This window comes from Streptomyces sp. NPDC049887, assembly GCF_040656535.1.
Taxonomy (GTDB): Bacteria; Actinomycetota; Actinomycetes; order Streptomycetales; family Streptomycetaceae; genus Streptomyces.
This window is the reverse complement of record NZ_JBFAMM010000014.1, coordinates 85,413-105,692: the sequence shown is the minus strand read 5'-3', so window position 1 is coordinate 105,692 and position 20,280 is coordinate 85,413. Positions and strand designations below refer to the sequence as shown.

At 70.6% G+C, this 20,280-nt stretch carries 20 protein-coding genes; 9 read left to right on the top strand and 11 right to left on the bottom strand.

Annotated features, from left to right (window positions below; genetic code table 11):
- The first annotated feature begins 56 nt into the window (after window positions 1-56).
- Window positions 57-911, top strand: coding sequence for a phosphatase PAP2 family protein (locus tag AB0J10_RS19040; protein WP_363062967.1), 855 nt, complete (start codon window positions 57-59; stop codon window positions 909-911).
- A gap of 351 nt (window positions 912-1,262) precedes the next feature.
- Here the strand turns inward: AB0J10_RS19040 and AB0J10_RS19035 are convergent, their stop codons facing one another.
- The 7 genes from AB0J10_RS19035 to AB0J10_RS19005 form a co-directional block, all read right to left on the bottom strand.
- A complete protein-coding gene (locus tag AB0J10_RS19035; RefSeq protein ID WP_363062965.1) occupies window positions 1,263-1,754 on the bottom strand; it encodes a hypothetical protein in 492 nt (163 codons plus the stop codon).
- Window positions 1,755-2,002: 248 nt separating this feature from the next.
- The gene (locus AB0J10_RS19030; RefSeq protein WP_363062963.1) at window positions 2,003-3,415 is read right to left on the bottom strand and encodes an FAD-dependent oxidoreductase; all 1,413 of its coding nucleotides are present in this window, start codon (window positions 3,413-3,415) and stop codon (window positions 2,003-2,005) included.
- A 20-nt stretch (window positions 3,416-3,435) separates the two neighbouring features.
- Complete coding sequence (locus AB0J10_RS19025) at window positions 3,436-4,248, bottom strand: ABC transporter permease (protein WP_363062961.1); 813 nt, start codon at window positions 4,246-4,248, stop codon at window positions 3,436-3,438.
- Complete coding sequence (locus tag AB0J10_RS19020) at window positions 4,248-5,183, bottom strand: ABC transporter permease (protein ID WP_363062959.1); 936 nt, start codon at window positions 5,181-5,183, stop codon at window positions 4,248-4,250. The genes AB0J10_RS19025 and AB0J10_RS19020 overlap by 1 nt, the downstream gene beginning before the upstream one ends.
- The gene (locus AB0J10_RS19015) at window positions 5,180-6,331 is read right to left on the bottom strand and encodes an ABC transporter ATP-binding protein (RefSeq protein WP_363062957.1); all 1,152 of its coding nucleotides are present in this window, start codon (window positions 6,329-6,331) and stop codon (window positions 5,180-5,182) included. Before AB0J10_RS19015 ends, AB0J10_RS19020 begins: the two co-directional genes overlap by 4 nt.
- Window positions 6,332-6,378: 47 nt before the next feature.
- Window positions 6,379-7,629 (bottom strand): spermidine/putrescine ABC transporter substrate-binding protein, encoded by a 1,251-nt coding sequence (locus tag AB0J10_RS19010; protein WP_363062955.1) that lies wholly within the window; start codon window positions 7,627-7,629, stop codon window positions 6,379-6,381.
- Window positions 7,630-7,682: 53 nt separating this feature from the next.
- Window positions 7,683-9,197, bottom strand: a complete 1,515-nt coding sequence (locus AB0J10_RS19005; RefSeq protein ID WP_363062953.1) for a gamma-aminobutyraldehyde dehydrogenase — start codon at window positions 9,195-9,197, stop codon at window positions 7,683-7,685.
- 175 nt (window positions 9,198-9,372) lie between these two features.
- Between AB0J10_RS19005 and AB0J10_RS19000 the strand changes: the two genes are divergently transcribed.
- The gene (locus AB0J10_RS19000) at window positions 9,373-9,945 is read left to right on the top strand and encodes an NADAR family protein (protein ID WP_363062951.1); all 573 of its coding nucleotides are present in this window, start codon (window positions 9,373-9,375) and stop codon (window positions 9,943-9,945) included.
- 96 nt (window positions 9,946-10,041) lie between these two features.
- Here AB0J10_RS19000 and AB0J10_RS18995 read toward each other — a convergent pair whose 3' ends face one another.
- Window positions 10,042-10,791 (bottom strand): DUF4190 domain-containing protein, encoded by a 750-nt coding sequence (locus AB0J10_RS18995; RefSeq protein WP_363062949.1) that lies wholly within the window; start codon window positions 10,789-10,791, stop codon window positions 10,042-10,044.
- A 107-nt stretch (window positions 10,792-10,898) separates the two neighbouring features.
- On the opposite strand from AB0J10_RS18995, the gene AB0J10_RS18990 reads away from it, so the two are divergent.
- From AB0J10_RS18990 to AB0J10_RS18980, 3 genes are read left to right on the top strand one after another with little or no spacing between them, the layout of a single operon-like run.
- A complete protein-coding gene (locus AB0J10_RS18990; RefSeq protein WP_363062947.1) occupies window positions 10,899-11,924 on the top strand; it encodes an adenosine deaminase in 1,026 nt (341 codons plus the stop codon).
- Between the two features lie 10 nt (window positions 11,925-11,934).
- Window positions 11,935-12,642, top strand: coding sequence for a glycerophosphodiester phosphodiesterase (locus tag AB0J10_RS18985; RefSeq protein WP_363062945.1), 708 nt, complete (start codon window positions 11,935-11,937; stop codon window positions 12,640-12,642).
- A complete protein-coding gene (locus AB0J10_RS18980; RefSeq protein ID WP_363062944.1) occupies window positions 12,639-13,439 on the top strand; it encodes an SAM-dependent methyltransferase in 801 nt (266 codons plus the stop codon). The genes AB0J10_RS18985 and AB0J10_RS18980 overlap by 4 nt, the downstream gene beginning before the upstream one ends.
- Window positions 13,440-13,481: 42 nt before the next feature.
- On the opposite strand, the gene AB0J10_RS18975 is transcribed toward AB0J10_RS18980, so the two are convergent.
- Together AB0J10_RS18975 and AB0J10_RS18970 are read right to left on the bottom strand one after the other, a co-directional pair.
- The gene (locus tag AB0J10_RS18975) at window positions 13,482-14,024 is read right to left on the bottom strand and encodes a hypothetical protein (protein WP_363062942.1); all 543 of its coding nucleotides are present in this window, start codon (window positions 14,022-14,024) and stop codon (window positions 13,482-13,484) included.
- Window positions 14,025-14,167: 143 nt separating this feature from the next.
- Window positions 14,168-15,358 (bottom strand): spermidine/putrescine ABC transporter substrate-binding protein, encoded by a 1,191-nt coding sequence (locus tag AB0J10_RS18970; protein WP_363062940.1) that lies wholly within the window; start codon window positions 15,356-15,358, stop codon window positions 14,168-14,170.
- Window positions 15,359-15,534: 176 nt separating this feature from the next.
- On the opposite strand from AB0J10_RS18970, the gene AB0J10_RS18965 reads away from it, so the two are divergent.
- Window positions 15,535-15,897: a DUF1304 domain-containing protein gene (locus AB0J10_RS18965; protein ID WP_363062937.1), complete on the top strand. Its 363-nt coding sequence runs from the start codon at window positions 15,535-15,537 to the stop codon at window positions 15,895-15,897.
- A complete protein-coding gene (locus AB0J10_RS18960; protein ID WP_363062935.1) occupies window positions 15,894-16,499 on the top strand; it encodes a TetR/AcrR family transcriptional regulator in 606 nt (201 codons plus the stop codon). The genes AB0J10_RS18965 and AB0J10_RS18960 overlap by 4 nt, the downstream gene beginning before the upstream one ends.
- A gap of 122 nt (window positions 16,500-16,621) precedes the next feature.
- Here AB0J10_RS18960 and AB0J10_RS18955 read toward each other — a convergent pair whose 3' ends face one another.
- Window positions 16,622-18,061 (bottom strand): gamma-aminobutyraldehyde dehydrogenase, encoded by a 1,440-nt coding sequence (locus AB0J10_RS18955; RefSeq protein WP_363062933.1) that lies wholly within the window; start codon window positions 18,059-18,061, stop codon window positions 16,622-16,624.
- A gap of 190 nt (window positions 18,062-18,251) precedes the next feature.
- Here AB0J10_RS18955 and AB0J10_RS18950 point away from each other — a divergent pair, with 190 nt between their 5' ends.
- The gene (locus tag AB0J10_RS18950) at window positions 18,252-18,746 is read left to right on the top strand and encodes an Lrp/AsnC family transcriptional regulator (protein ID WP_269728142.1); all 495 of its coding nucleotides are present in this window, start codon (window positions 18,252-18,254) and stop codon (window positions 18,744-18,746) included.
- Entirely contained in the window at window positions 18,731-20,119 is a 1,389-nt protein-coding gene (locus tag AB0J10_RS18945; protein ID WP_363062931.1) for an aspartate aminotransferase family protein, read from the top strand. Before AB0J10_RS18950 ends, AB0J10_RS18945 begins: the two co-directional genes overlap by 16 nt.
- Window positions 20,120-20,280 lie beyond the last annotated feature (161 nt).

The following is a 20,280-nucleotide window of genomic DNA, read 5'->3' as shown; positions in this document are numbered from 1 at the left end:
GCGGGATGGCATTCCCGCTGTCGGTCCCCCCTCCTGCTGCCGTACGGTTTCCGCAGATGAGAGAAACACCCCGCTCGCAGGAAACTGCGGGCGACTCCATGGCGTGGCCTCCCCAGTCCCGCCCTGGCCGTGCCTTCGCGCACACCACCGGAGCCCTGTGCTCCGGATCTCCTCTCCGATCGGATGGCCGCCCGCCCCAAACCCCCCGGGGCGCGCGGCAAACCGGTCCTCACGGCCGTCCCGGAACCACCCCCCCTGTTCCGGGGCGGCCGGCCTTCTCCTTCGGCTTCCGCGGGTCCTTCGGCCCGCTGAGCGGCCCCGCCGTCGTCGCGGCCCTGTGCGCCGCGCTCCTCGCGCTGATCACCTGGCAGGTCGTGGGCCACGGGCCGCTGCGCGCACTGGACGAGCACGTCGACCGGGCGGTCGTGGGCAACGGCCCCGCGGGCCTCACCGAACTCCTCGCCGATCTCGGCAACGTGCAGGTCGCACTGCCGGTCCTGGCCGCGGCCGTCGGCCTGGCGCTGTACCGGCGCCGGCCGGGCCCCGCGGCGGCGGTCGTCACCGCCATGGCCCTCGTACCGGCGCTGGTGTCACCGCTGAAGGAGCTGACCGACCGGCCCGGCCCGCTGACCCCGGAGACGGGGTACTTCCCGTCGGGCCATGCCGCGACCGCGATGGTGGCGTACGTCGGCGCCGCCCTCCTCGTCGGCAGACGGCTGATGCCCGCCGCCGTGCTGCTCACAACGGCGACCGGCGTCGGTCTGGTGCTGCGCGGCCACCACTGGCCGCTGGACGTCCTCGGCAGCTGGTCCCTGTGCGGGGTGCTGCTGGCCGGTGCGGTCCTGGTCAGCTCCGGGGGTGGGCGTCGTAATGGCGCCGGAACTCCCGGCCGCCGCACCGGTCCCGGCTGATCGTCCAGATCGTCGGGCCGCGCAAGCCCGGCCGGGTGCCGTGGTGCTGCGGGAACCGCGGTTCGCCGTCCCGGTCGGGCAGTCCGGTGCCCCGGCGACGTCGGCGGGCGGAGGCGTGACGTTCCCGACCGTGGCCGCCGGGAGCCCGGTGGCGACCTGGTCGGGACGGAGAGCGGGGAGGAACCGCTCGGTGCCGCCCGCGACCCGTAAGCGCATGGAGAGCGTGTCGGCCCTCGCTTCCGGAAGTCCGCGTTCCCCATCGTGTGGTACCCGGTCGTCGAGGCCCTGATCGGAACCCGGGTCGTGGTGCCGGCCCCGGGGCGTGCCGGGTCGTCGCGCAGAACGGGTGCCTCACTCCCCCGCGCGGCCCGCGGCGGCCGCCGCGGCCTCGTGCATCGACAGCTCCAGCAGCGCGGGGTCAGTGAGGGTTCCCGAGCCGTCCGGGAGAACCACCCAGCGCACGCCCCCGGCGGTGCGCCCCGGATACGGCAACACCACCCAGGCGCCGGGCCCCGCGGCGTGCGTACCCGTGCCGACCCAGCGCTCGGAGGAGCCCGGCGGCACGAAGAAACCCATGCGCGGGGCCGGGCTGCGGCCGTTTCGGGCGGCCCCGAAGTGGGCGAGGACCGGTCCCGGCCGGTCCGTGAGCCGCGTCAGGACGTCCAGCGCGGGTCCGGCGATCCTGCCGGGCAGGACGAGCACGTCCCAGTGCCTGCCCGTGGGGAACAGGGCGACACCCCTCGGGTCGCTCTCCCACCGCCTGCGCCAGTCGTCGGGGTCGGGCGCCGCCGACACCAGCCAGTCCACACCCGCGCCGATCCCCCGGCCCCCGGTTCCCATCATCTCCACAGCCTCCGTTCCGTGCGCCTCGCCGCGTGCGCGGTCCGTGCGTCCATCCGGTCAGAGCGGGAAGTGCCCGCGCTATGACGCGGGTTCGGGCGACCGGTGGAGGAATTCCTCCGGGACGGGACGGGAGCACGCACGGGCACACCGACCGAGGCGCGGATCGGGCGCGGAAGCACGGGACACGGGACCGGACGGGGAAGCGGAACGGCCGGGCCCCCGAGGGGCCCGGCCGCAGGGCGGGGGTGTCAGCTGTCGAAGCCGAGGCCGAGGCGGTCCATCGTCCTCAGCCACAGATTGCGCCGGCCGCCGCGGGCGTCCGCCCGGGCCAGCGACCACTTGGTGATGCCGATCCCGGCCCAGGCCACCGGCTCCGGCGGGAAGGGCAGCGGCTTTCTGCGGACCATCTCCAGCCCGGTGCGCTCGGTCTGCTCTCCGGCGAGCAGATCGAGCATCACATCGGCGCCGAAGCGGGTGGCGCCGACACCGAGCCCGGTGTAGCCGGCGGCGTAGGCGACCTTTCCGCCGTGCGCGGTGCCGAAGAACGCCGAGAAGCGCGAGCAGGTGTCGATCGCGCCGCCCCAGGCGTGGGTGAAGCGCAGGCCCTCCAGTTGCGGGAAGCACTCGAAGAACTGGCCCGCCAGTTTCAGGTATGTCTCCGGCCGGTGGTCCATCTCGGCGGAGACCTTCCCTCCGTACGGGTAGATGGCGTCGTAGCCGCCCCACAGGATCCGGTCGTCGGCGGTGATCCGGAAGTAGTGGAACTGGTTGGCGCTGTCGCCGAGGCCCTGCCGGTTGCGCCAGCCGATCGCGGCACGCTGCTCGGGCGTGAGCGGTTCGGTCATCAGGGCGTAGTCGTACACCGGGACGGTGTACGGGCGGATCCGCTTGACCAGCGACGGGAAGACGTTCGTGCCGAGCGCGACCCGGCGGGCGAAGACCCGCCCGTAGGAGGTGCGCACGGCCATGCCTGCGCCCGCCGAGGAGAGGTCGAGGGCCCGGGTGTTCTCGTAGATCCTCACGCCGAGGCCGAGACAGGCCCGTTTGAGGCCCCAGGCCAGCTTGGCCGGGTGGAGCATGGCCACACCCTCCCGGTCCCACAGGCCGCCGAGGAAGGTCGGGGAGTCGACCTCGGCGCGCACGGCGTCCCGGTCGAGCAGTTCCAGGCCGCCGAAGCCGAGCCGGCCGGCCTCCTCGTGCATCTCGCGGAGCTCGTCGAGCTGGTGGGGCTCGGTCGCCACGTCGATCTCGCCGGTGCGCTCGAAGTCGCAGTCGATGCCGTGGCGGGCGACGGCGTCCTCGATGGCGTCGAGGTTCCGCGCGCCGAGCTCCTCCAGCCTGGCCATGTCCTCCGGCCAGCGGGCCAGGCCGTTGGCGAGCCCGTGGGTCAGGGAGGCGGCGCAGAAGCCGCCGTTGCGGCCCGAGGCGGCCCAGCCCACCTCGCGGCCTTCGATCAGGACGACGTCCCGCAGCGGGTCGCGCTCCTTGGCGAGGAGCGCGGTCCACAGTCCGCTGTAGCCGCCGCCGACGACGAGCAGATCGGTCCGCTCCTCGCCGGTGAGGGCGGGCAGGGCGGCGGGCTTGCCGGGGTCTTCCAGCCAGAAGGGGACGGGCTGGGCGTCGGAGAGTGATGAGGCAAAGGTCATGGCTGCTGGGGCCATGGTTTCCACTCCTTCGGGTGCTACTTGGGCAGTGCGGTCTTCCTCCGCCGACCGCTGATGATCTGGCCGGCGACGACGACGATGACCGCCAGGGCGAACATGGCCGTACCGATGACGTTGATCTGGACGGGCGTGCCGCGCTGGGCCGAGCCCCAGACGAACATCGGGAAGGTGACGGTGTTGCCCGAGTTGAAGTTGGTGATGATGAAGTCGTCGAACGAGAGGGCGAAGGCGAGCATCGCGCCCGCGGCGATGCCAGGCGCGGCGATCGGCAGCGTGACCCTCAGGAAGGTCTGCACCGGTCCCGCGTAGAGGTCCTTGGCCGCCTCCTCCAGCTTCGGGTCCATCGACATCACCCGGGCCTTGACCGCCACCACGACGAAGCTGAGGCAGAACATGGTGTGCGCGATGAGGATGGTCGTCGGCCCCAGCTCCGCCCCCAGGTTGAGGAAGAGCGTCAGCAGGGAGGCCGCCATGACGACCTCGGGCATCGCCATGGGCAGGAAGATCAGGGAGTTGATCGCCCCGCGGGCCCGGAAGCGGTAGCGGACGAGCGCGAAGGCGATCATCGAACCGAGGACCGTGGCGCCGATCGTCGCCCACAGCGCGATCCACAGGGACAGGCTGAGTGAGTCGCACATGTCGGCGACGCCGCACGGGTCCCGCCACGCGTGGGTGGAGAACTCCCGCCAGGAGTAGTTGAAGCGCCCCGCCGGCTTGTTGAAGGAGAACACCATCACGATGACGTTCGGCAGGACCAGGTACGCGAGCGTGAGCACGCCCGCGATCACGACCAGGTTGCGCCGTATCCACGTCGTTGAGAGTCGCAACATCAGACGAGATCCTCCGTACCGGCCCGGCGGATGTAGACCGTCACCATGATCAGCACGACGGCCATGAGAATGAACGACAGCGCGGCCGCGGTCGGGTAGTCGAGCACCCGCAGGAACTGCGACTGAATGACGTTGCCGACCATCCGGGTGTCGGTGGAGCCGAGCAGTTCGGCGTTGACGTAGTCGCCGCTCGCCGGGATGAAGGTCAGCAGCGTTCCGGAGACGACACCCGGCATCGACAGCGGGAAGGTCACCTTCCGGAAGGCGGTCGAGGGCCTGGCGTAGAGGTCCCCCGCCGCCTCGTGGAGCCGCGGGTCGATCCGCTCCAGCGAGGTGTAGAGCGGCAGGATCATGAACGGCAGGAAGTTGTACGTCAGACCGGTGACCACGGCGAGCGGGGTGGCCAGCACCCGGTTCCCCTCGGTCATCCCGAGCCAGCCGGTGACGTCGAGGAAGCCGACGGTGTTGAGTACGTCCACCACCGGTCCGCCGTCCGCGAGGATCGTCTTCCACGCGAGCGTCCGGATCAGGAAGCTGGTGAAGAACGGCGCGATGACCAGCACGAGCAGCAGATTGCGCCAGCGTCCCGCCCTGAAGGCGATGAGGTACGCCAGCGGATAGCCGAGCAGCAGGCACAGGATCGTGGCCGTGCCCGCGTACAGCACCGACCGCAGGAACTGCGGGTAGTACTCGCTCAGCGCGTCCCAGTAGGTCCGGAAGTGCCAGGTGACCTGGTAGCCCTCCTCCAGGGAGCCGGTCTGCACGGACGTCGACGCCTGGTAGACCAACGGCAGGGCGAAGAAGACCAGCAGCCACAGGATGCCCGGCAGCAGCAGCCAGTAGGGCACGAGCTTGCGGCGCACCGGCTGCTTGCGCGGTACCGGCCCCGTCCCGGCCGGGGCGGGCGAGGCGGGGGGTGCCTCGGTGACGGTCATGCTGTCTCCTCCACCGTCTCCACGCCCGCGTCTATGTCCTGGGCGGCGTCGAGGCCGAACGTGTGCTCGGGGTTCCAGTGCAGGACGACCTCCGCGCCCGGTACCAGGCGCGGGTCCCGCTCGACGTTCTGCACGTACACCTCGAGCTCGGGGCAGACCGGGCTGTCGATGACGAACTGGGTGGAGACGCCGATGAAGCTGGAGTCCGCGATCTTCCCGGTGAACCGGTTGCGGCCCTCGGTGATCTCGCCGGCGTCGTCGGCGTGCGCCAGGGATATCTTCTCGGGCCGTACACCGACGAGGAGCTTGCCCCCGGTACTGGGGTGGGTGGCACAGCGCGCGGTGGGCAGCCGCAGCTTGGCGTCGGCGGCGGTCACGACGACCTGGCCGCCGGCGGCCTCCGCGACCTCGGCCTCGATGAGGTTGGAGGTGCCGAGGAAGTTGGCGACGAACGTCGTCTGCGGGTTCTCGTAGAGGTCGGAGGGGGCGCCCAGCTGCTCGACCCGGCCCCCGTTCATCACCGCGACCGTGTCGGCCATGGTCATGGCCTCCTCCTGGTCGTGGGTGACATGGACGAAGGTGATGCCGACCTCGGTCTGGATGCGCTTGAGCTCCAGCTGCATCTGGCGGCGCAGCTTCAGGTCGAGGGCGCCGAGCGGCTCGTCCAGCAGCAGCACCTGCGGGTGGTTGATGAGCGCGCGGGCGACGGCGACGCGCTGCTGCTGCCCACCGGAGAGCTGATGGGGCTTGTGCCTGGCCTTGTCGCCGAGCTGGACGAGTTCCAGCATCTCGTCGACCTGCTTCTTCACGGACCTGATGCCGCGGCGGCGGAGCCCGAAGGCGACGTTCTCGTAGATGGTCAGGTGCGGGAAGAGGGCGTAGCTCTGGAAGACGGTGTTCACCGGTCGCTTGTACGGCGGCAGGTCGGTGACGTCCTTGTCGCCGAGGAAGACCGAGCCGGTGGTCGGGTCCTCCAGGCCGGCGATCATCCGCAGCGTGGTGGTCTTGCCGCAGCCGGAGGCGCCGAGCAGGGCGAAGAACGAGCCCTCGGGGACGGTCAGGTCCAGCGGGTGCACGGCCGTGAACGAGCCGTAGGTCTTGCTGATCCCGGTGAGGCGGACGTCTCCGCCCGCTGTCTTGTCAGTCATGGATCGCGGTCCCAGGTGTCGAGAGGGGAGCAGGGAAGCAGGAACGGTCAGGCGCCGATGAGCTTGGCGAACTTCTCCTCGTACGCCGTCTCTTCCTCGCTGCTGAGCGAGCGGAAGGCATGGGACTTCGCGGCCATGGCCTTGTCCGGGAGGATCAGCGTGTTCCTGGCGAGCGCCGGGTCGATCTTGGCGAGTTCGGGGCCGACGCCCTCGACCGGGCAGACGTAGTTGATGTAGGCGGCGAGCTGGGCCGCGACCGGGAGCTCGTAGTAGTAGTCGATGAGCTTCTCGGCGTTGGTCTTGTGCCGGGCCTTGGCCGGGACCAGCAGGTTGTCGCTGGAGGTCATGTAGCCGGCGTCGGGGATGACGAACTGGATGTCGGGGTTGTCCACCCGGAGCTGGACGAGGTCCCCGGCCCAGGCCAGACAGGCGGCGATGTCGCCCTTGTCCAGGTCCGAGGTGTAGTCGTTGCCGGTGAAACGGCGGATCTGCTTGGTGTCGACGGCCCGCTGGACCTTCGCGATCGCCGCGTTGTAGTCGTCGCCGGTGACCTTGCCCGGGTCCTTGCCCATGTCGAGCAGAGTCATCCCGATGGTGTCGCGCATCTCGGAGAGACAGGCGACCCGGCCGCGCAGCGACTTGTCCTCCAGCAGCTGGGAGACGCTCTCGATCCTCCGGCCGCCGGTCGCCTTGGAGTTGTAGGCGATGACGGTGGAGATGCCGGTCCAGGGGTACGAGTAGGCCCGCCCGGGGTCCCAGTCCGGGCTGCGGAACTGAGGCGACAGATGGGCGTACGCGTTCGGCAGGTTGGCGGGGTCGAGCTTCTGCGCCCAGCCGAGGCGGATGATGCGGGCCGCGAGCCAGTCGGTGACGTTGATGAGGTCGCGCCCGGTCTCCTGACCGGCGGCGAGCTGCGGCCTGATCTTGCCGAAGAACTCGACGTTGTCGTTGATGTCCTCGGTGTACTTGACGCTGATCCCGGTGCGCTTGGTGAACGCGTCGAGCGAAGGGTGGCTCTTCTCGTCCTCGCTGATGTCGATGTACTGCGTCCAGTTGGAGAAGGTGATCCGCTTCTCCTCGGCCGAGTGGTCGTCGGAGGCCGCCGCTCCTGCGCCCTCGCGCTTGGCGGGCGGGATGCCGCAGGCGTTCAGCGCGCCCATGCCGCCTATGGTGAGCGCGCCCACGCCCGTCGCTCGCAGCAGCGAGCGACGGGAGAGCGCGCCCCGGCCGTTCGTCAAGCTCCGCCGCATAGCGGCCAGCTGGGCCTCCGAGAGGCGCTCGGGCTGGTACTGCTTCATGCGCTGTGTTGCCTTTCGGGATGGGTCGCCGTTCGGTCGTACGGCTGTGGCTGCTATCGGTCCCCGAAGATCGTGCGGTGCCAGTCCTTCCTGACCACCGCGGTGTTGTCGTACATCACATGCTTGACCTGCGTGTACTCCTCGAAGGAGTACGCCGACATGTCCTTTCCGAACCCGCTGGCCTTGTAGCCGCCGTGGGGCATCTCGCTGATGATCGGGATGTGGTCGTTGACCCATACGCAGCCCGCCTTGATCTCGCGGGTGGCGCGGCCCGTCCGGTACACGTCACGGCTCCAGGCGGACGCGGCGAGCCCGTAGGGGGTGTCGTTGGCGAGCGCGATGCCCTCGTCGTCGGAGTCGAAGGGCAGGACCACCAGGACGGGCCCGAAGATCTCGGACTGCACGATCTCGCTGTCCTGGGCGGCGCCGGAGATCAGCGTGGGCAGGTAGTAGGCGCCCTTCGCCAGGTCGCCGCCGGGTGCCCTGCCGCCGGTGACCACGGTGGCGTACGAGCGAGCCCGGTCGACGAAGCCGGCGACCCGGTCGCGCTGGGTGTGCGAGACGAGCGGGCCGAGGTCGGTCGCCGGGTCGAAGGGGTCGCCGAGCCGTACGGTCGCCATCAGATCGGCGACGCCGGAGACGAACGCGTCGTAGAGCGGGCGCTGGACGTAGGCGCGGGTGGCCGCGGTGCAGTCCTGACCGCTGTTGATCAGCGCGCCGGCGACCGCCCCGTGCACGGCCGCGTCGAGGTCCGCGTCGTCGAACACGACGAACGGCGCCTTTCCGCCGAGCTCCAGGTGGAGCCTCTTGACGGTGGCCGTGGCGACCTCGGCGACCCGCTTGCCGACGGGCGTCGAGCCGGTGAACGACGTCATGGCGACGTCGGGGTGGCCGACCAGGTGCTCGCCCGCTTCCCTGCCGTTGCCGGTGACGATGTTGAGTACGCCGTCGGGGATGCCCGCCTCGGTCGCGGCCTGGGCGAACATCAGCGAGGTCAGCGGGGTGATCTCGGCGGGCTTGAGGACGATGGTGTTGCCCGCGGCGATGGCCGGGAGGACCTTCCAGGCGGCCATCTGGAGCGGGTAGTTCCAGGGCGCGATGGAGCCGACGACGCCGATCGGCTCCCGGCGTACGTACGACGTGTGGTCCCCGCTGTACTCGCCCGCGGACTGCCCCTGGAGATGGCGCGCGGCCCCCGCGAAGAAGGCGGTGTTGTCGACGGTGCCGGGGACGTCGAACTCCCGGCTGAGTTTGATCGGCTTGCCGCACTGGAGCGATTCCGCCTGGGCGAGGTCCTCGGCCTGCTCGGCGAGCACGGACGCGAACCGGTGCAGGGCGTCGGAGCGCTCGCCGGGCGTGGCACCCGCCCAGCCCGGGAACGCCGCCCGGGCCGCGGCGACGGCCGCGTCGACGTCGTCGCTGCCCGCCAGGTCGTAGGTGAGCACCTGCTCCCCGGTGGCGGGGTCTACGATTGCGTGGTTACGTCCCGATGTGCCGGGGCGCAGCTCTCCGTCGATGTACTGTGCGCCGTCCTTGAAACGGTCCCGCACCTGGAAGCGGTTGCCCATGACGCTCTCCGTAGTTCCAGATCGAAGTGAGTGCCGATCCTGACAGAGGCAAACTTCGTCAACAAGTGATTCCGTAGTTGCGCTTTGGTTACGCGACGGAATCGGTCGACCATGTGTCGCGTCAAGGCGGGAATCCCCGTACGGAGTGTCAGTGGTGGATGCCAGACTCGCGTGCATGGGGATCACCGACGTATCGGCCGAGTCTTTGACAGAGCAGGTCAGAAACGGTAGACGGATCAAATATCTGCACTTCTGGGGCCACAGGCCGCGGCCCGACGGTGCCATCGGCGCCAGTTGTCTGAGCCAGTGGTGGCCGGCGCCGTTCACGGTTGACGAAATCGAGTATGCGACCGCCGAGCACTGGATGATGGCCCGCAAGGCCCGCCTCTTCGGGGACGCGGAGGCGGAGGGCAGGGCCGTGGCGGCCGCGAGCCCGGCCCAGGCGAAGAAGGAGGGCCGGCTGGTACGCGGCTTCAGCGACGTGGTCTGGGAGCGCGAGCGCCTCGGCATCGTCGTCGAGGGCAACGTCCACAAGTTCTCGCAGCACCCGGAACTGTCCGCGTTCCTGCTGGGCACCGGCGAGCGGGTGCTGGTGGAGGCGAGCCCGATGGACCGCGTCTGGGGCATCGGCCTGGCGGCCGACGACGAGCGGGCGAACGACCCGGCGCGCTGGCGCGGGCTGAATCTGCTGGGCTTCGCGCTGATGGAGGTGCGGGAGCGACTGAGGACGGGCCGTACGACGGAGTGAGGCGCCCCCGGCGCCATGGGCGCGGCTCCCGGGTGAGGGGGGCGGCGGCCTCGGCCCGGTGGCGGGCGCGACCGGGCGGCGCGGGGGGCCGCCCGGTCAGCGCGTCGCCGAGGCCACGGTCAGCGTCGTCGCCCAGGGGTCGTCCCCGGACCGCTCGAGGAACTCCGGATCGTTGGCGACCGCCCAGATCACGAGGCCGAGGAAGGCGGCACCTACCACGATGCCGATGGCACCGAGGATGATCCCGGCGAGTGCCATCCCGCCGTTGTTCGCCTCGCCGCGCCGGGCACGGGCACGGCCGATGAAGCCGAAGATCAGTGCCAGGACGCCGAGGACGATGCCGAGCCCGTAGAGGCAGAACCCCACTACGGCGATGATGCCGAGCACCAGTGCCGTGATCCCCATGCCGTTCGCGGGGGCCGGTGCCCACCCACCGGCGCCGTAGCCGGGATAGCCCGGGTAGCCGGCGTGCGCTCCGTAGGACGATCCGCCGAATGTGCCGCCCGGTGCTCCGGCCGGGTGGCCGTACGGGCCCGGAGCCGACTGCCCGGGTCCGCCCGGGGCGATCGGCGGCGGGGGCACCGCAGTGCCGTCACTCCCGGTGCCCGTCCCGGGACCGGGCGGCGGGGCGAACGGGTCGCCGGTCGGCACGGAGGTGACCGTGGGGTGGTCGTGGACGCCCGGAGGACCGCCCGGCGCCGCGCTGCCCGGCCCGGGCCGGTCCTTCTTGCCCAGCTCCACCTTGTCCTGCTGGTCCTGCTGGTCCTGCGGGGAGCGGCGCTCCGGCGGAGCCCACGGGTCCTCCGGCCCGTTCCCGCCCGGCCGCTGGTCGCTCTGGTCTGACATGAGGCTCCCCCATCGTGGACTTGTCATGCTACGGGCCCGCTCCGCGCGCGACCCGCCCCGCCTACGATGATCCCTGACCGGCACGGACAGCACACACGGAGGACCCGGTGACCGATCTGCTTCCCTTCATCGAGGGCCTTCCCAAGGCCGAGCTCCACGTGCACCACGTGGGGTCGGCGTCACCGCGGATCGTGTCCGAGCTGGCGGCCAGGCACCCCGACTCCCAGGTCCCCCTCGACCCCGCGGCGCTCGCCGAGTACTTCACGTTCACCGACTTCGCGCACTTCATCGAGGTCTACCTGTCGGTCGTGGACCTGGTCCGCACCCCCGACGACGTCCGCCTGCTGACGTTCGAGGTCGCCCGGGACATGGCCCGGCAGAACATCCGGTACGCGGAACTCACCGTGACCCCGTTCAGCTCGACCCGCCGCGGCATCCCCGAGCAGGGGTTCATGGAGGCGATCGAGGACGCCCGCAAGGCGGCCGAGGCCGAGCTCGGCGTCCTGCTGCGCTGGTGCTTCGACATCCCCGGCGAGGCGGGCCTCGACGCCGCCGAGGAGACCGCCCGGCTGGCCGTCGACCTGCGCCCCGAGGGTCTGGTCTCGTTCGGTCTCGGCGGGCCCGAGATCGGCGTGCCCCGTCCGCAGTTCAAGCCCTACTTCGACCGCGCCATAGCCGCAGGGCTGCGATCGGTTCCGCACGCCGGCGAGACCACGGGCCCGCAGACCGTCTGGGACGCGCTCAACGACCTGCGGGCCGAGCGCATCGGCCACGGCACCAGCGCACCGCAGGACCCGGAGTTGCTGGCCCACCTCGCCGAGCACCGGATCCCGCTGGAGGTCTGCCCGACCTCCAACATCGCCACCAGGGCGGTGGCCGCGCTCGACGAGCACCCGATCAAGGAGATGGTGTCGGCCGGCGTGCTCGTCACCGTCAACAGCGACGACCCGCCGATGTTCGGGACCGATCTCAACAACGAGTACGCGGTGGCCGCCCGGCTGCTCGAGCTCGACGAGCGGGGCGTCGCCGCCCTCGCGAAGAACGCCGTGGAGGCGTCGTTCCTCGACCCGTCGGGAAAGGCCCGGATCGCCGGCGAGATCGACGCGTACACCGAGCGGTGGCTCGCGAAGTGAGGTCCGGCCCATGCGCCGTGTCACGGCCGTAGGACATCGCGGCGATCCCTACGTCGCGCGGGAGAACACCCTGCCCTCGCTGCGGGCGGCGATCGACCGGGGCGCGGACGCCGTCGAGGTCGACGTCCGGCTGACCCGCGACGGTGTGCCCGTGCTGCTCCACGACGGCACCCTCGAGCGGCTCTGGGGACACGACCGGCCGCTGGCCCGGCTCTCCCACGCGCAGCTCACCGGGCTGACCTCAGGCGGGCTGCCGACCCTCGAGGAGGCACTGGCTGCGGTCGGCGGGCACCGGCTCATGCTGGACCTGCCGGGCGCGGACGAGGCGGCCGTCCGCACGATCATCGGCACGGTGCACCGGAGTGGCGCAGCCGACCGCGTCTACTACACGGGCGGTCCCGTCGGCATGCTCGCGGTCCGGGACGCCGACCCGGACGCGGAGATCGCGCTGACCTGGACCACGCTCGCCCCACCGCGTCCCGTGCTGCTCGCGTCGCTGCGGCCGCGCTGGCTCAACTACCGCTTCGGGCTGGTGAGCCGGGAGCTGGCGGACCGGGTCCACACGAGCGGATATCTGCTTTCCGTGTGGACCGCGGACACGCGTGGGACGATGCGCAGGCTCGTGGGTCGCGGAGTCGACTCGATCACCACGAACCGCGTGGACGCGCTCACCCGAGTCCTGCGCGATTCCCGGACCGGCAGAGGACACACGTCGTGACAGGGCCCGAGGACACCGGCCAGGACCGGATCCGCACTGACATCGCCCACAACGCCCGCGTCTGGAACTACTGGCTGGGCGGCAAGGACAACTACCTGATTGATCGTCAAGTAGGCGACATGGTCACCGGGATGTACCCGAGCATCGGTCATGTCGCGCGCGCCGACCGGGCGTTCCTCGGCCGCGTCGTGACCCATCTCGCCGGAGACGCCGGAGTGCGTCAGTTCCTCGACATCGGCACCGGACTGCCGACCGTGGACAACACCCACGAGGTCGCCCAGCGCATCGCCCCCTCCGCGCGGATCGTGTACGTCGACAACGACCCGATCGTGCTCACCCACGCCCGTGCCCTGCTCACGAGCACCCCCGAGGGCCGCACCGAGTACATCGACGCCGACGCGCACCGGCCCGACGACATCCTGCGTGCCGTGGAGGGGACGCTCGACCTGTCGCAGCCGGTGGCCGTGATGATGCTCGGCATCCTCAACTTCGTGCTCGACACGGACGAGGCCCGCTCGATCGTGCGGCGCGTCATGGACGCCGTTCCGTCCGGCAGCCACCTCGCGCTCACCCACCCGACGCTGGAGCTCGGCGGGGAGGGCAACGCGGAGGCGATGGCGTTCTGGAACGAGAACGCGACACCGCCCATCACGGCCCGGACCCGTGCCGAGTTCGCCGGCTTCCTGGAAGGGCTGGACCTGCTGGAACCGGGCATCGTCTCCTGCGCGCGCTGGCGCGACGGCGGGGCGACCACCGTCGAGGTCGCGCAGTTCGGCGCGGTGGGGCGCAAGCGCTGACGACGGGGGGCGGGCCGTTCGGCCGGCGCCGCGCACGGCCGCTCAGCCCGCTGCCGGCTCCACCGCCCGGTCCGCCGGCCCGCCCTCCGTGAGCGCCTCCAGCCGCTTGGTCATCCGCCGTACGACGAGCAGCGGGACCACCCCGAACACCCCGAAGGACATGTCGATGACGGTCCAGCCGAAGGGGATGCCGCGGATGGGCCCGCAGATCAGCGCCAGCGGGATGATCCCGGCGCAGGCGATCAGGCCGAACTCGACGACCCAGATGTTGCGCACGGGGTCCCGGTACGGACCGTAGAAGGCGACCGCGATGACAAGATGGGCGAAGGCCAGCCAGTCGGTGCCGTAGAGAAGGAAGGGATGGCTTTCGTCGGCGGTCTCCAGTCCCTCCCGCACCCGCTCCATCCACTCGAGCAGCCCCGGGAACGCGTCCGCGACCGGTGCCGCCCAGGACGTCAACGCCTCGTGCAGCAGGCGCACTTCGGTGACGAGCGGAAAGGCTGTCAGCCCGCTCAGCACCAGGCACACGATGAAGACCGCCAGCCATACCCGTATGCGCCGCAACAGCGCTCTGCCCTCGCTCATGGCCGCAGCGTACGCCCGGCCGCGGAGCGCCCCGACGGAGGGGCGGCGGCGGTCGGCGCGCAGGACGCGCGGGGGCGCGGGTGGGCGAGCCCCGGTCCGGGATCGGCCCGGCCCCGCCCCGTTCACAGAGGGGCGACCGCGGCCTACAGCCCCACGATCCCGTTCCATCGCTTCGTCAACTCCCGCCGTTCCGCGGACGTGATGTCCCGGGCGATCGCCAGCCTCCGGCGCATCGCGTCGTCGGGGAAGACCAGCGGGTCCTCGGCCAGGGCGGCGAGTTCCGCGTCGCCCGAGTCCGCGAGGACGTCGCGGGCCGCGGGCACCGGGCAGACGTAGTTGACCCAGGCCGCGAGTTCGGCCGCGACCTCGGGCTCGTAGTAGTGGTCGACGAGCGCTTCGGCATTGCGCTTGTGCCGGGCGAGGTTGGGGATCATCAGGGACTCCGCCCAGAGTTCCGCGCCCTCCTCCGGCACCACGAACTCGATGTCGGGGTTGTCGGCCTGGAGCTGGATGACGTCACCCGAGTATGCCTGGCAGGCGAGGACGTCGCCGGTGGAGAGGTCCTTGATGTAGTCGTTGCCGGTGAAACGGCGGATGTGCCTGCGGTGCACGAGCTTCTCCAGCTGGTCGCACACGGTGTGGAAGTCGTCCGAGGTCCAGCGGGTGACGTCCACGCCGTTGCCCTGCATGAGGAGCGCGAAGGACTCGTCCAGCCCCGACAGGAGGGTGACCCTCCCCCGGAGGTCGGCGGCCCACAGGTCCTCGGTGCTCCGGATCTCGCGGCCGAGCCGGGCGCGGTTGTAGGCGATGCCCGTGATCCCGGACTGCCAGGGGACGCTGTGCCGCCGGCCCTCGTCGAACGCGGGTGAGCGCAGCTGGGGGTCCAGATGCTCGGTGACGTTCGGCTGGCGGTCCCGGTCCATCTCCTGCACCCAGCCGAGGCGTACGAAGCGGGCGGCCATCCAGTCGCTGACGACGACGAGGTCCCGCCCGGTCACCTGATGGTTCATCAGTGCCGGGCTGATCTTGCCGAAGAACTCGTCGTTGTCGTTGATCTCCTCGGTGTAGCGGACGGAGATCCCGGTGCGCTCGGTGAAGGCGTCGAGGGTGGGGCGGCGGGAGGTGTCCTCCCCGTCGGTGTCGATGTAGAGCGGCCAGTTGGCGAAGTCGAGAATGCGGTCGCGGCCGGACAGGTCCCGTCCGGCGCGGTCGCCGGGCGGGACGTAGGCCGGGGGCACTCCGCAGCCGGTGAGGGGTAGGCCCGCGGCTCCGGCACCCGCGGCACCCAGGGCGCGCAGCACGGAACGGCGGGACAGGAGGGATGTACCGGGCATCGGAGAACGCTTCGGCTTGGCGGGCACGGTCGGCAGGATGCCGGGCGCGGGGAGCGGGCGGCAATGGACGGTGCGTCGAGCGGGAGCCCCTGGCAAAGACATCCTGTCGATCACAGACAGATGTCTATAATCTCTGGACACATGTCCAAGTGTTGTGGAGAACGGAGGAGCGTGCCGTGACAGCGACCGCTCATGTCCTCGTGGCGCTCGTGGCCGCCCTGCACCTGTACTTCCTGGTGCTGGAGATGTTCCTGTGGCAACGACCGCCGGGGCGGCGGCTGTCGGGCTTCGACGCTGGGACCGCACGGGCCACGGCCCCCCTGGCCGCCAACCAGGGGCTCTACAACGGCTTCCTGGCCGCGGGACTGGTCTGGGGCATGATCGCCGCGCCCCCGACGGGCCATCAGTTCCAGGTGTTCTTCCTGGTGTGCGTCGTGATCGCCGGGCTGTACGGCGGCGCCACCGCCAACCGGCGCATCTACGCCGCCCAGGCGCTCCCCGGTGCCCTGGCACTGGCGACCGTACTGGCGGCCGGATGAGCGGGCCCTCCGGAGTCGGGGCGGGCGGGGTTTCAGGAGCCGGGACGGGCGGGGACCCGCGGGCCGAGCGCACCCGGGACCGCCTGCGCCGTGCGCTCCTGGACGAGTGCCGACAGCGGCCGTTGGCCGAGGTGAGCGTGGCGGGACTGGTCCGGCGGGCCGGACTGGGCCGGGCCACGTTCTATCTGCACTACCCGGACCTGGACGCGCTGGCGGTGGACGCGTGCGCGGGAATCGTCCGGGACGCGGTGGAGGCGCTGCACGCCTGGCGCGGGGTGCCGGACCCCGCGGCGCCGCCGGCCGCGCTGACGGACTTCTTCAGGGGTGTCGTCCCGCACACCGGCGTGTACCGCGCTCTCCTTCGCGAGGGCGGCGGCGGCCCGCTCGGCGACCTCCTGCACCGCGAGTTGAGGGAGCGGAGCCGCCGTGAACGGGAACTGGTGGGCGCGGCCGCGCCCGACCTGGTCGCCTCGGCGGTCGCCGCCGCTTTCACCGGCCTCCTCGCGGACTGGCTGCACGGCATCGTCGACTCCGGCCCCGCGGACATGGCGGCCCGGGTCTGGCGCCTGCTGCTGACGCTGCACACGACGCCACTGGGTTGACCGGGCACCGCGGGGGCCTGCCCCGGGAGCCGGGGCGCGTGGCGCGCACGAGGCCACCGGGGCCGATGCCCCGGTGGCCTCGTGCGGTGTCGCGGCGGGCGCGGCGCGCCCCGCGGGGTGAGCTACGCGTCCAGGGACGTCATGACGTGCTTGATGCGCGTGTAGTCGTCGAAGCCGTACGCCGACAGGTCCTTGCCGTAACCCGACTTCTTGAAGCCGCCGTGCGGCATCTCGGCGACCAGCGGGATGTGGGTGTTGATCCACACGCAGCCGAAGTCCAGCACCTTGGACATGCGCATCGCGCGGGCGTGGTCCTTGGTCCACACAGAGGACGCGAGGGCGTACTCCACCCCGTTCGCGTACTCGACGGCCTGCGCCTCGTCGGTGAAGGACTGGACCGTGATGACCGGACCGAAGACCTCCTTCTGGACGATCTCGTCGTCCTGCTTGAGGCCGGAGACGACGGTCGGGGCGTAGAAGTAGCCCTTGTCGCCGACGCGCTGCCCGCCGGCCTCGACCTTCGCATGGGCCGGGAGCCGGTCGATGAAGCCGGAGACCTGCTTCAGCTGGTTCTCGTTGTTGAGGGGACCGAACAACACGTCCTCGTCGTCGGGCATGCCGGTCTTGGTGTCCTGCGCGGCCTTGGCCAGCGCGCTCACGAACTCGTCGTGGATGGACTCGTGCACGAGCACGCGGGTCGCGGCCGTGCAGTCCTGGCCCGCGTTGAAGAAGCCGGCGACCGAGATGTCCTCGACGGCCTTCGCGATGTCGGTGTCCTCGAACACGACGACCGGCGCCTTGCCGCCCAGCTCCAGGTGGACGCGCTTCAGGTCCTTCGACGCCGACTCGGCCACCTGCATGCCGGCCCGCACGGAACCGGTGATGGAGGCCATTGCCGGGACGGGGTGCTCGACCATCATCCGGCCGGTGTCACGGTCGCCGCAGATGACGTTGAAGACGCCCTTCGGCACGATGGAGCCGATGATCTCGGCGATGAGGACCGTGGACGCCGGGGTGGTGTCCGACGGCTTCAGCACCACCGTGTTGCCGGCGGCGAGGGCCGGGGCGAACTTCCACACAGCCATCATCATCGGGTAGTTCCACGGGGCGACCTGCGCGCAGACGCCGACCGGCTCGCGGCGGACGATGGAGGTCAACCCCTCCATGTACTCGCCGGCCGAGCGGCCCTCGAGCATCCGGGCCGCGCCCGCGAAGAAGCGGATCTGGTCGACCATGGGCGGGATCTCTTCACTGCGGGTGAGCCCGAGCGGCTTGCCCGTGTTCTCCGACTCGGCCGCGACCAGTTCCTCGGCCCGCTCCTCGAAGGCGTCCGCGATCTTCAGCAGGGCCTTCTGGCGCTCGGCCGGGGTGGTGTCGCGCCAGGCGGGGAACGCCGCTGCTGCGGCGGCCATGGCGGCGTCCACGTCCGCCTGGCCGGACAGCGGGGAGGTCGCGTACGCCTCGCCCGTGGCCGGGTTGACCACCTCGATGGTCCGCCCGTCAGCGGCGTCCCGGAACTCTCCGTCGATGTAATTGCGCAGACGACGCAGTTCGGTGGTCACAGCCACCCCTCCTCAGATGTCCGATGGGTGAGACACCCCCACACTACGCGGCCCAGGCTAGCCCGACGAGTGACGCTTTCGACAGACCCAACACCACTGAACTTCGAAATCGGTAACTTTTCAATCGCTCAACAACGAATTTCATCGCCCACCGGTTGCGGAATCTACGACTCCGGTGCACAGTGTGCTCGTGGCAAGTCGAAGCACAGACTCCAGGACCGGGGGCGGCGGTACCTCCCCCACGATCGATGCCGTCTCCCTGGCGATCATCGAGCAACTGCAGGAGGACGGGCGCCGTCCCTACGCCGCGATAGGCAAGGCCGTGGGCCTTTCCGAGGCGGCGGTCCGGCAGCGCGTCCAGAAGCTGCTCGACCAAGGCGTGATGCAGATCGTCGCCGTGACGGACCCGCTCACCGTGGGCCTGCGGCGCCAGGCGATGGTCGGGATCAACGTCGAGGGCGACCTGGACCCGGTGGCAGATGCGCTGACCGCCATGTCCGAGTGCGAGTACGTCGTCATGACGGCGGGCTCGTTCGACCTGATGGTGGAGATCGTCTGCGAGGACGACGACCACCTGCTCGAAGTGATCAACCGGCGCATCCGCACCCTCCCCGGCGTGCGCTCCACCGAGAGCTTCGTCTACCTCAAGCTCAAGAAGCAGACCTACATGTGGGGAACCCGATAGCCGTGAGCAAGGACCGCAGCGACCTCTCAAAGTCCGCCTACGACCACCTGTGGATGCACTTCACCCGCATGTCGTCGTACGAGAACTCCCCCGTGCCCACCATCGTGCGTGGTGAGGGCACCTACATCTACGACGACAAGGGCAAGCGCTACCTCGACGGCCTGGCCGGCCTGTTCGTGGTCCAGGCGGGCCACGGCCGCAGGGAGCTTGCCGAGGTGGCCGCCAGGCAGGCCGAGGAGCTGGCCTTCTTCCCGGTGTGGTCCTACGCCCACCCGAAGGCCGTCGAGTTGGCCGAGCGCCTCGCCGGAGAGGCCCCCGGCGACCTCAACAAGGTCTTCTTCACCACCGGCGGCGGTGAGGCGGTGGAGACCGCGTGGAAGCTCGCCAAGCAGTACTTCAAGCTCATCGGCAAGCCGACCAAGTACAAGGTCATCTCCCGCGCGGTCGCGTACCACGGCACCCCGCAGGGCGCCCTGTCCATCACCGGCCTGCCGGGCCTGAAGGCCCCGTTCGAGCCGCTGGTGCCCGGCGCGCACAAGGTCCCGAACACCAACATCTACCGCGCGCCGCTGCACGGCGACGACCCCGAGGCCTTCGGCCGCTGGGCCGCCGACCAGATCGAGCAGCAGATCCTGTTCGAGGGTCCCGACACCGTCGCCGCGGTCTTCCTGGAGCCCGTGCAGAACGCCGGCGGCTGCTTCCCGCCGCCGCCCGGGTACTTCCAGCGGGTCCGTGAGATCTGCGACCAGTACGACGTACTGCTGGTGTCCGACGAGGTCATCTGCGCCTTCGGCCGCCTCGGCAAGACCTTCGCCTGCGACAAGTTCGGCTACGTACCGGACATGATCACCTGTGCGAAGGGCATGACCTCGGGCTACTCCCCGATCGGCGCCTGCATCGTCTCCGACCGGCTCGCCGAGCCGTTCTACAAGGGCGACAACACCTTCCTGCACGGCTACACCTTCGGCGGCCACCCGGTCTCCGCGGCCGTCGGCCTCGCCAACCTCGACCTGTTCGAGCGCGAGAAGCTCAACCAGCACGTCCTGGACAACGAGAGCGCGTTCCTCTCGACGCTGCAGAAGCTGCACGACCTGCCGATCGTCGGCGACGTCCGCGGCAACGGCTTCTTCTACGGCATCGAGCTCGTGAAGGACAAGAACACCAAGGAGTCCTTCAACGACGAGGAGACCGAGCGGGTCCTCTACGGCTTCCTCTCCAAGGCGCTGTTCGACGCCGGCCTGTACTGCCGTGCCGACGACCGCGGCGACCCGGTCGTCCAGCTCGCCCCGCCGCTGATCTCCACCCAGGAGACCTTCGACGAGATCGAGCAGATCCTGCGCGGCGTCCTCACCGAGGCCTGGTCGAAGCTGTAGCCGGCCCCGCCCGCGCCGGCGGCCCGGACGCCTCCCTTCGGGTGAGAAGGGAGGCGTCCGGGCCGCGTGCCGTGTGTACACCCGGCTCCGAGTCCCTACGGTGCTGTGACCGATCGGCCTCGGGGTCGTTCGCCCGTGCGGGGGAACGGACCCCACGGATC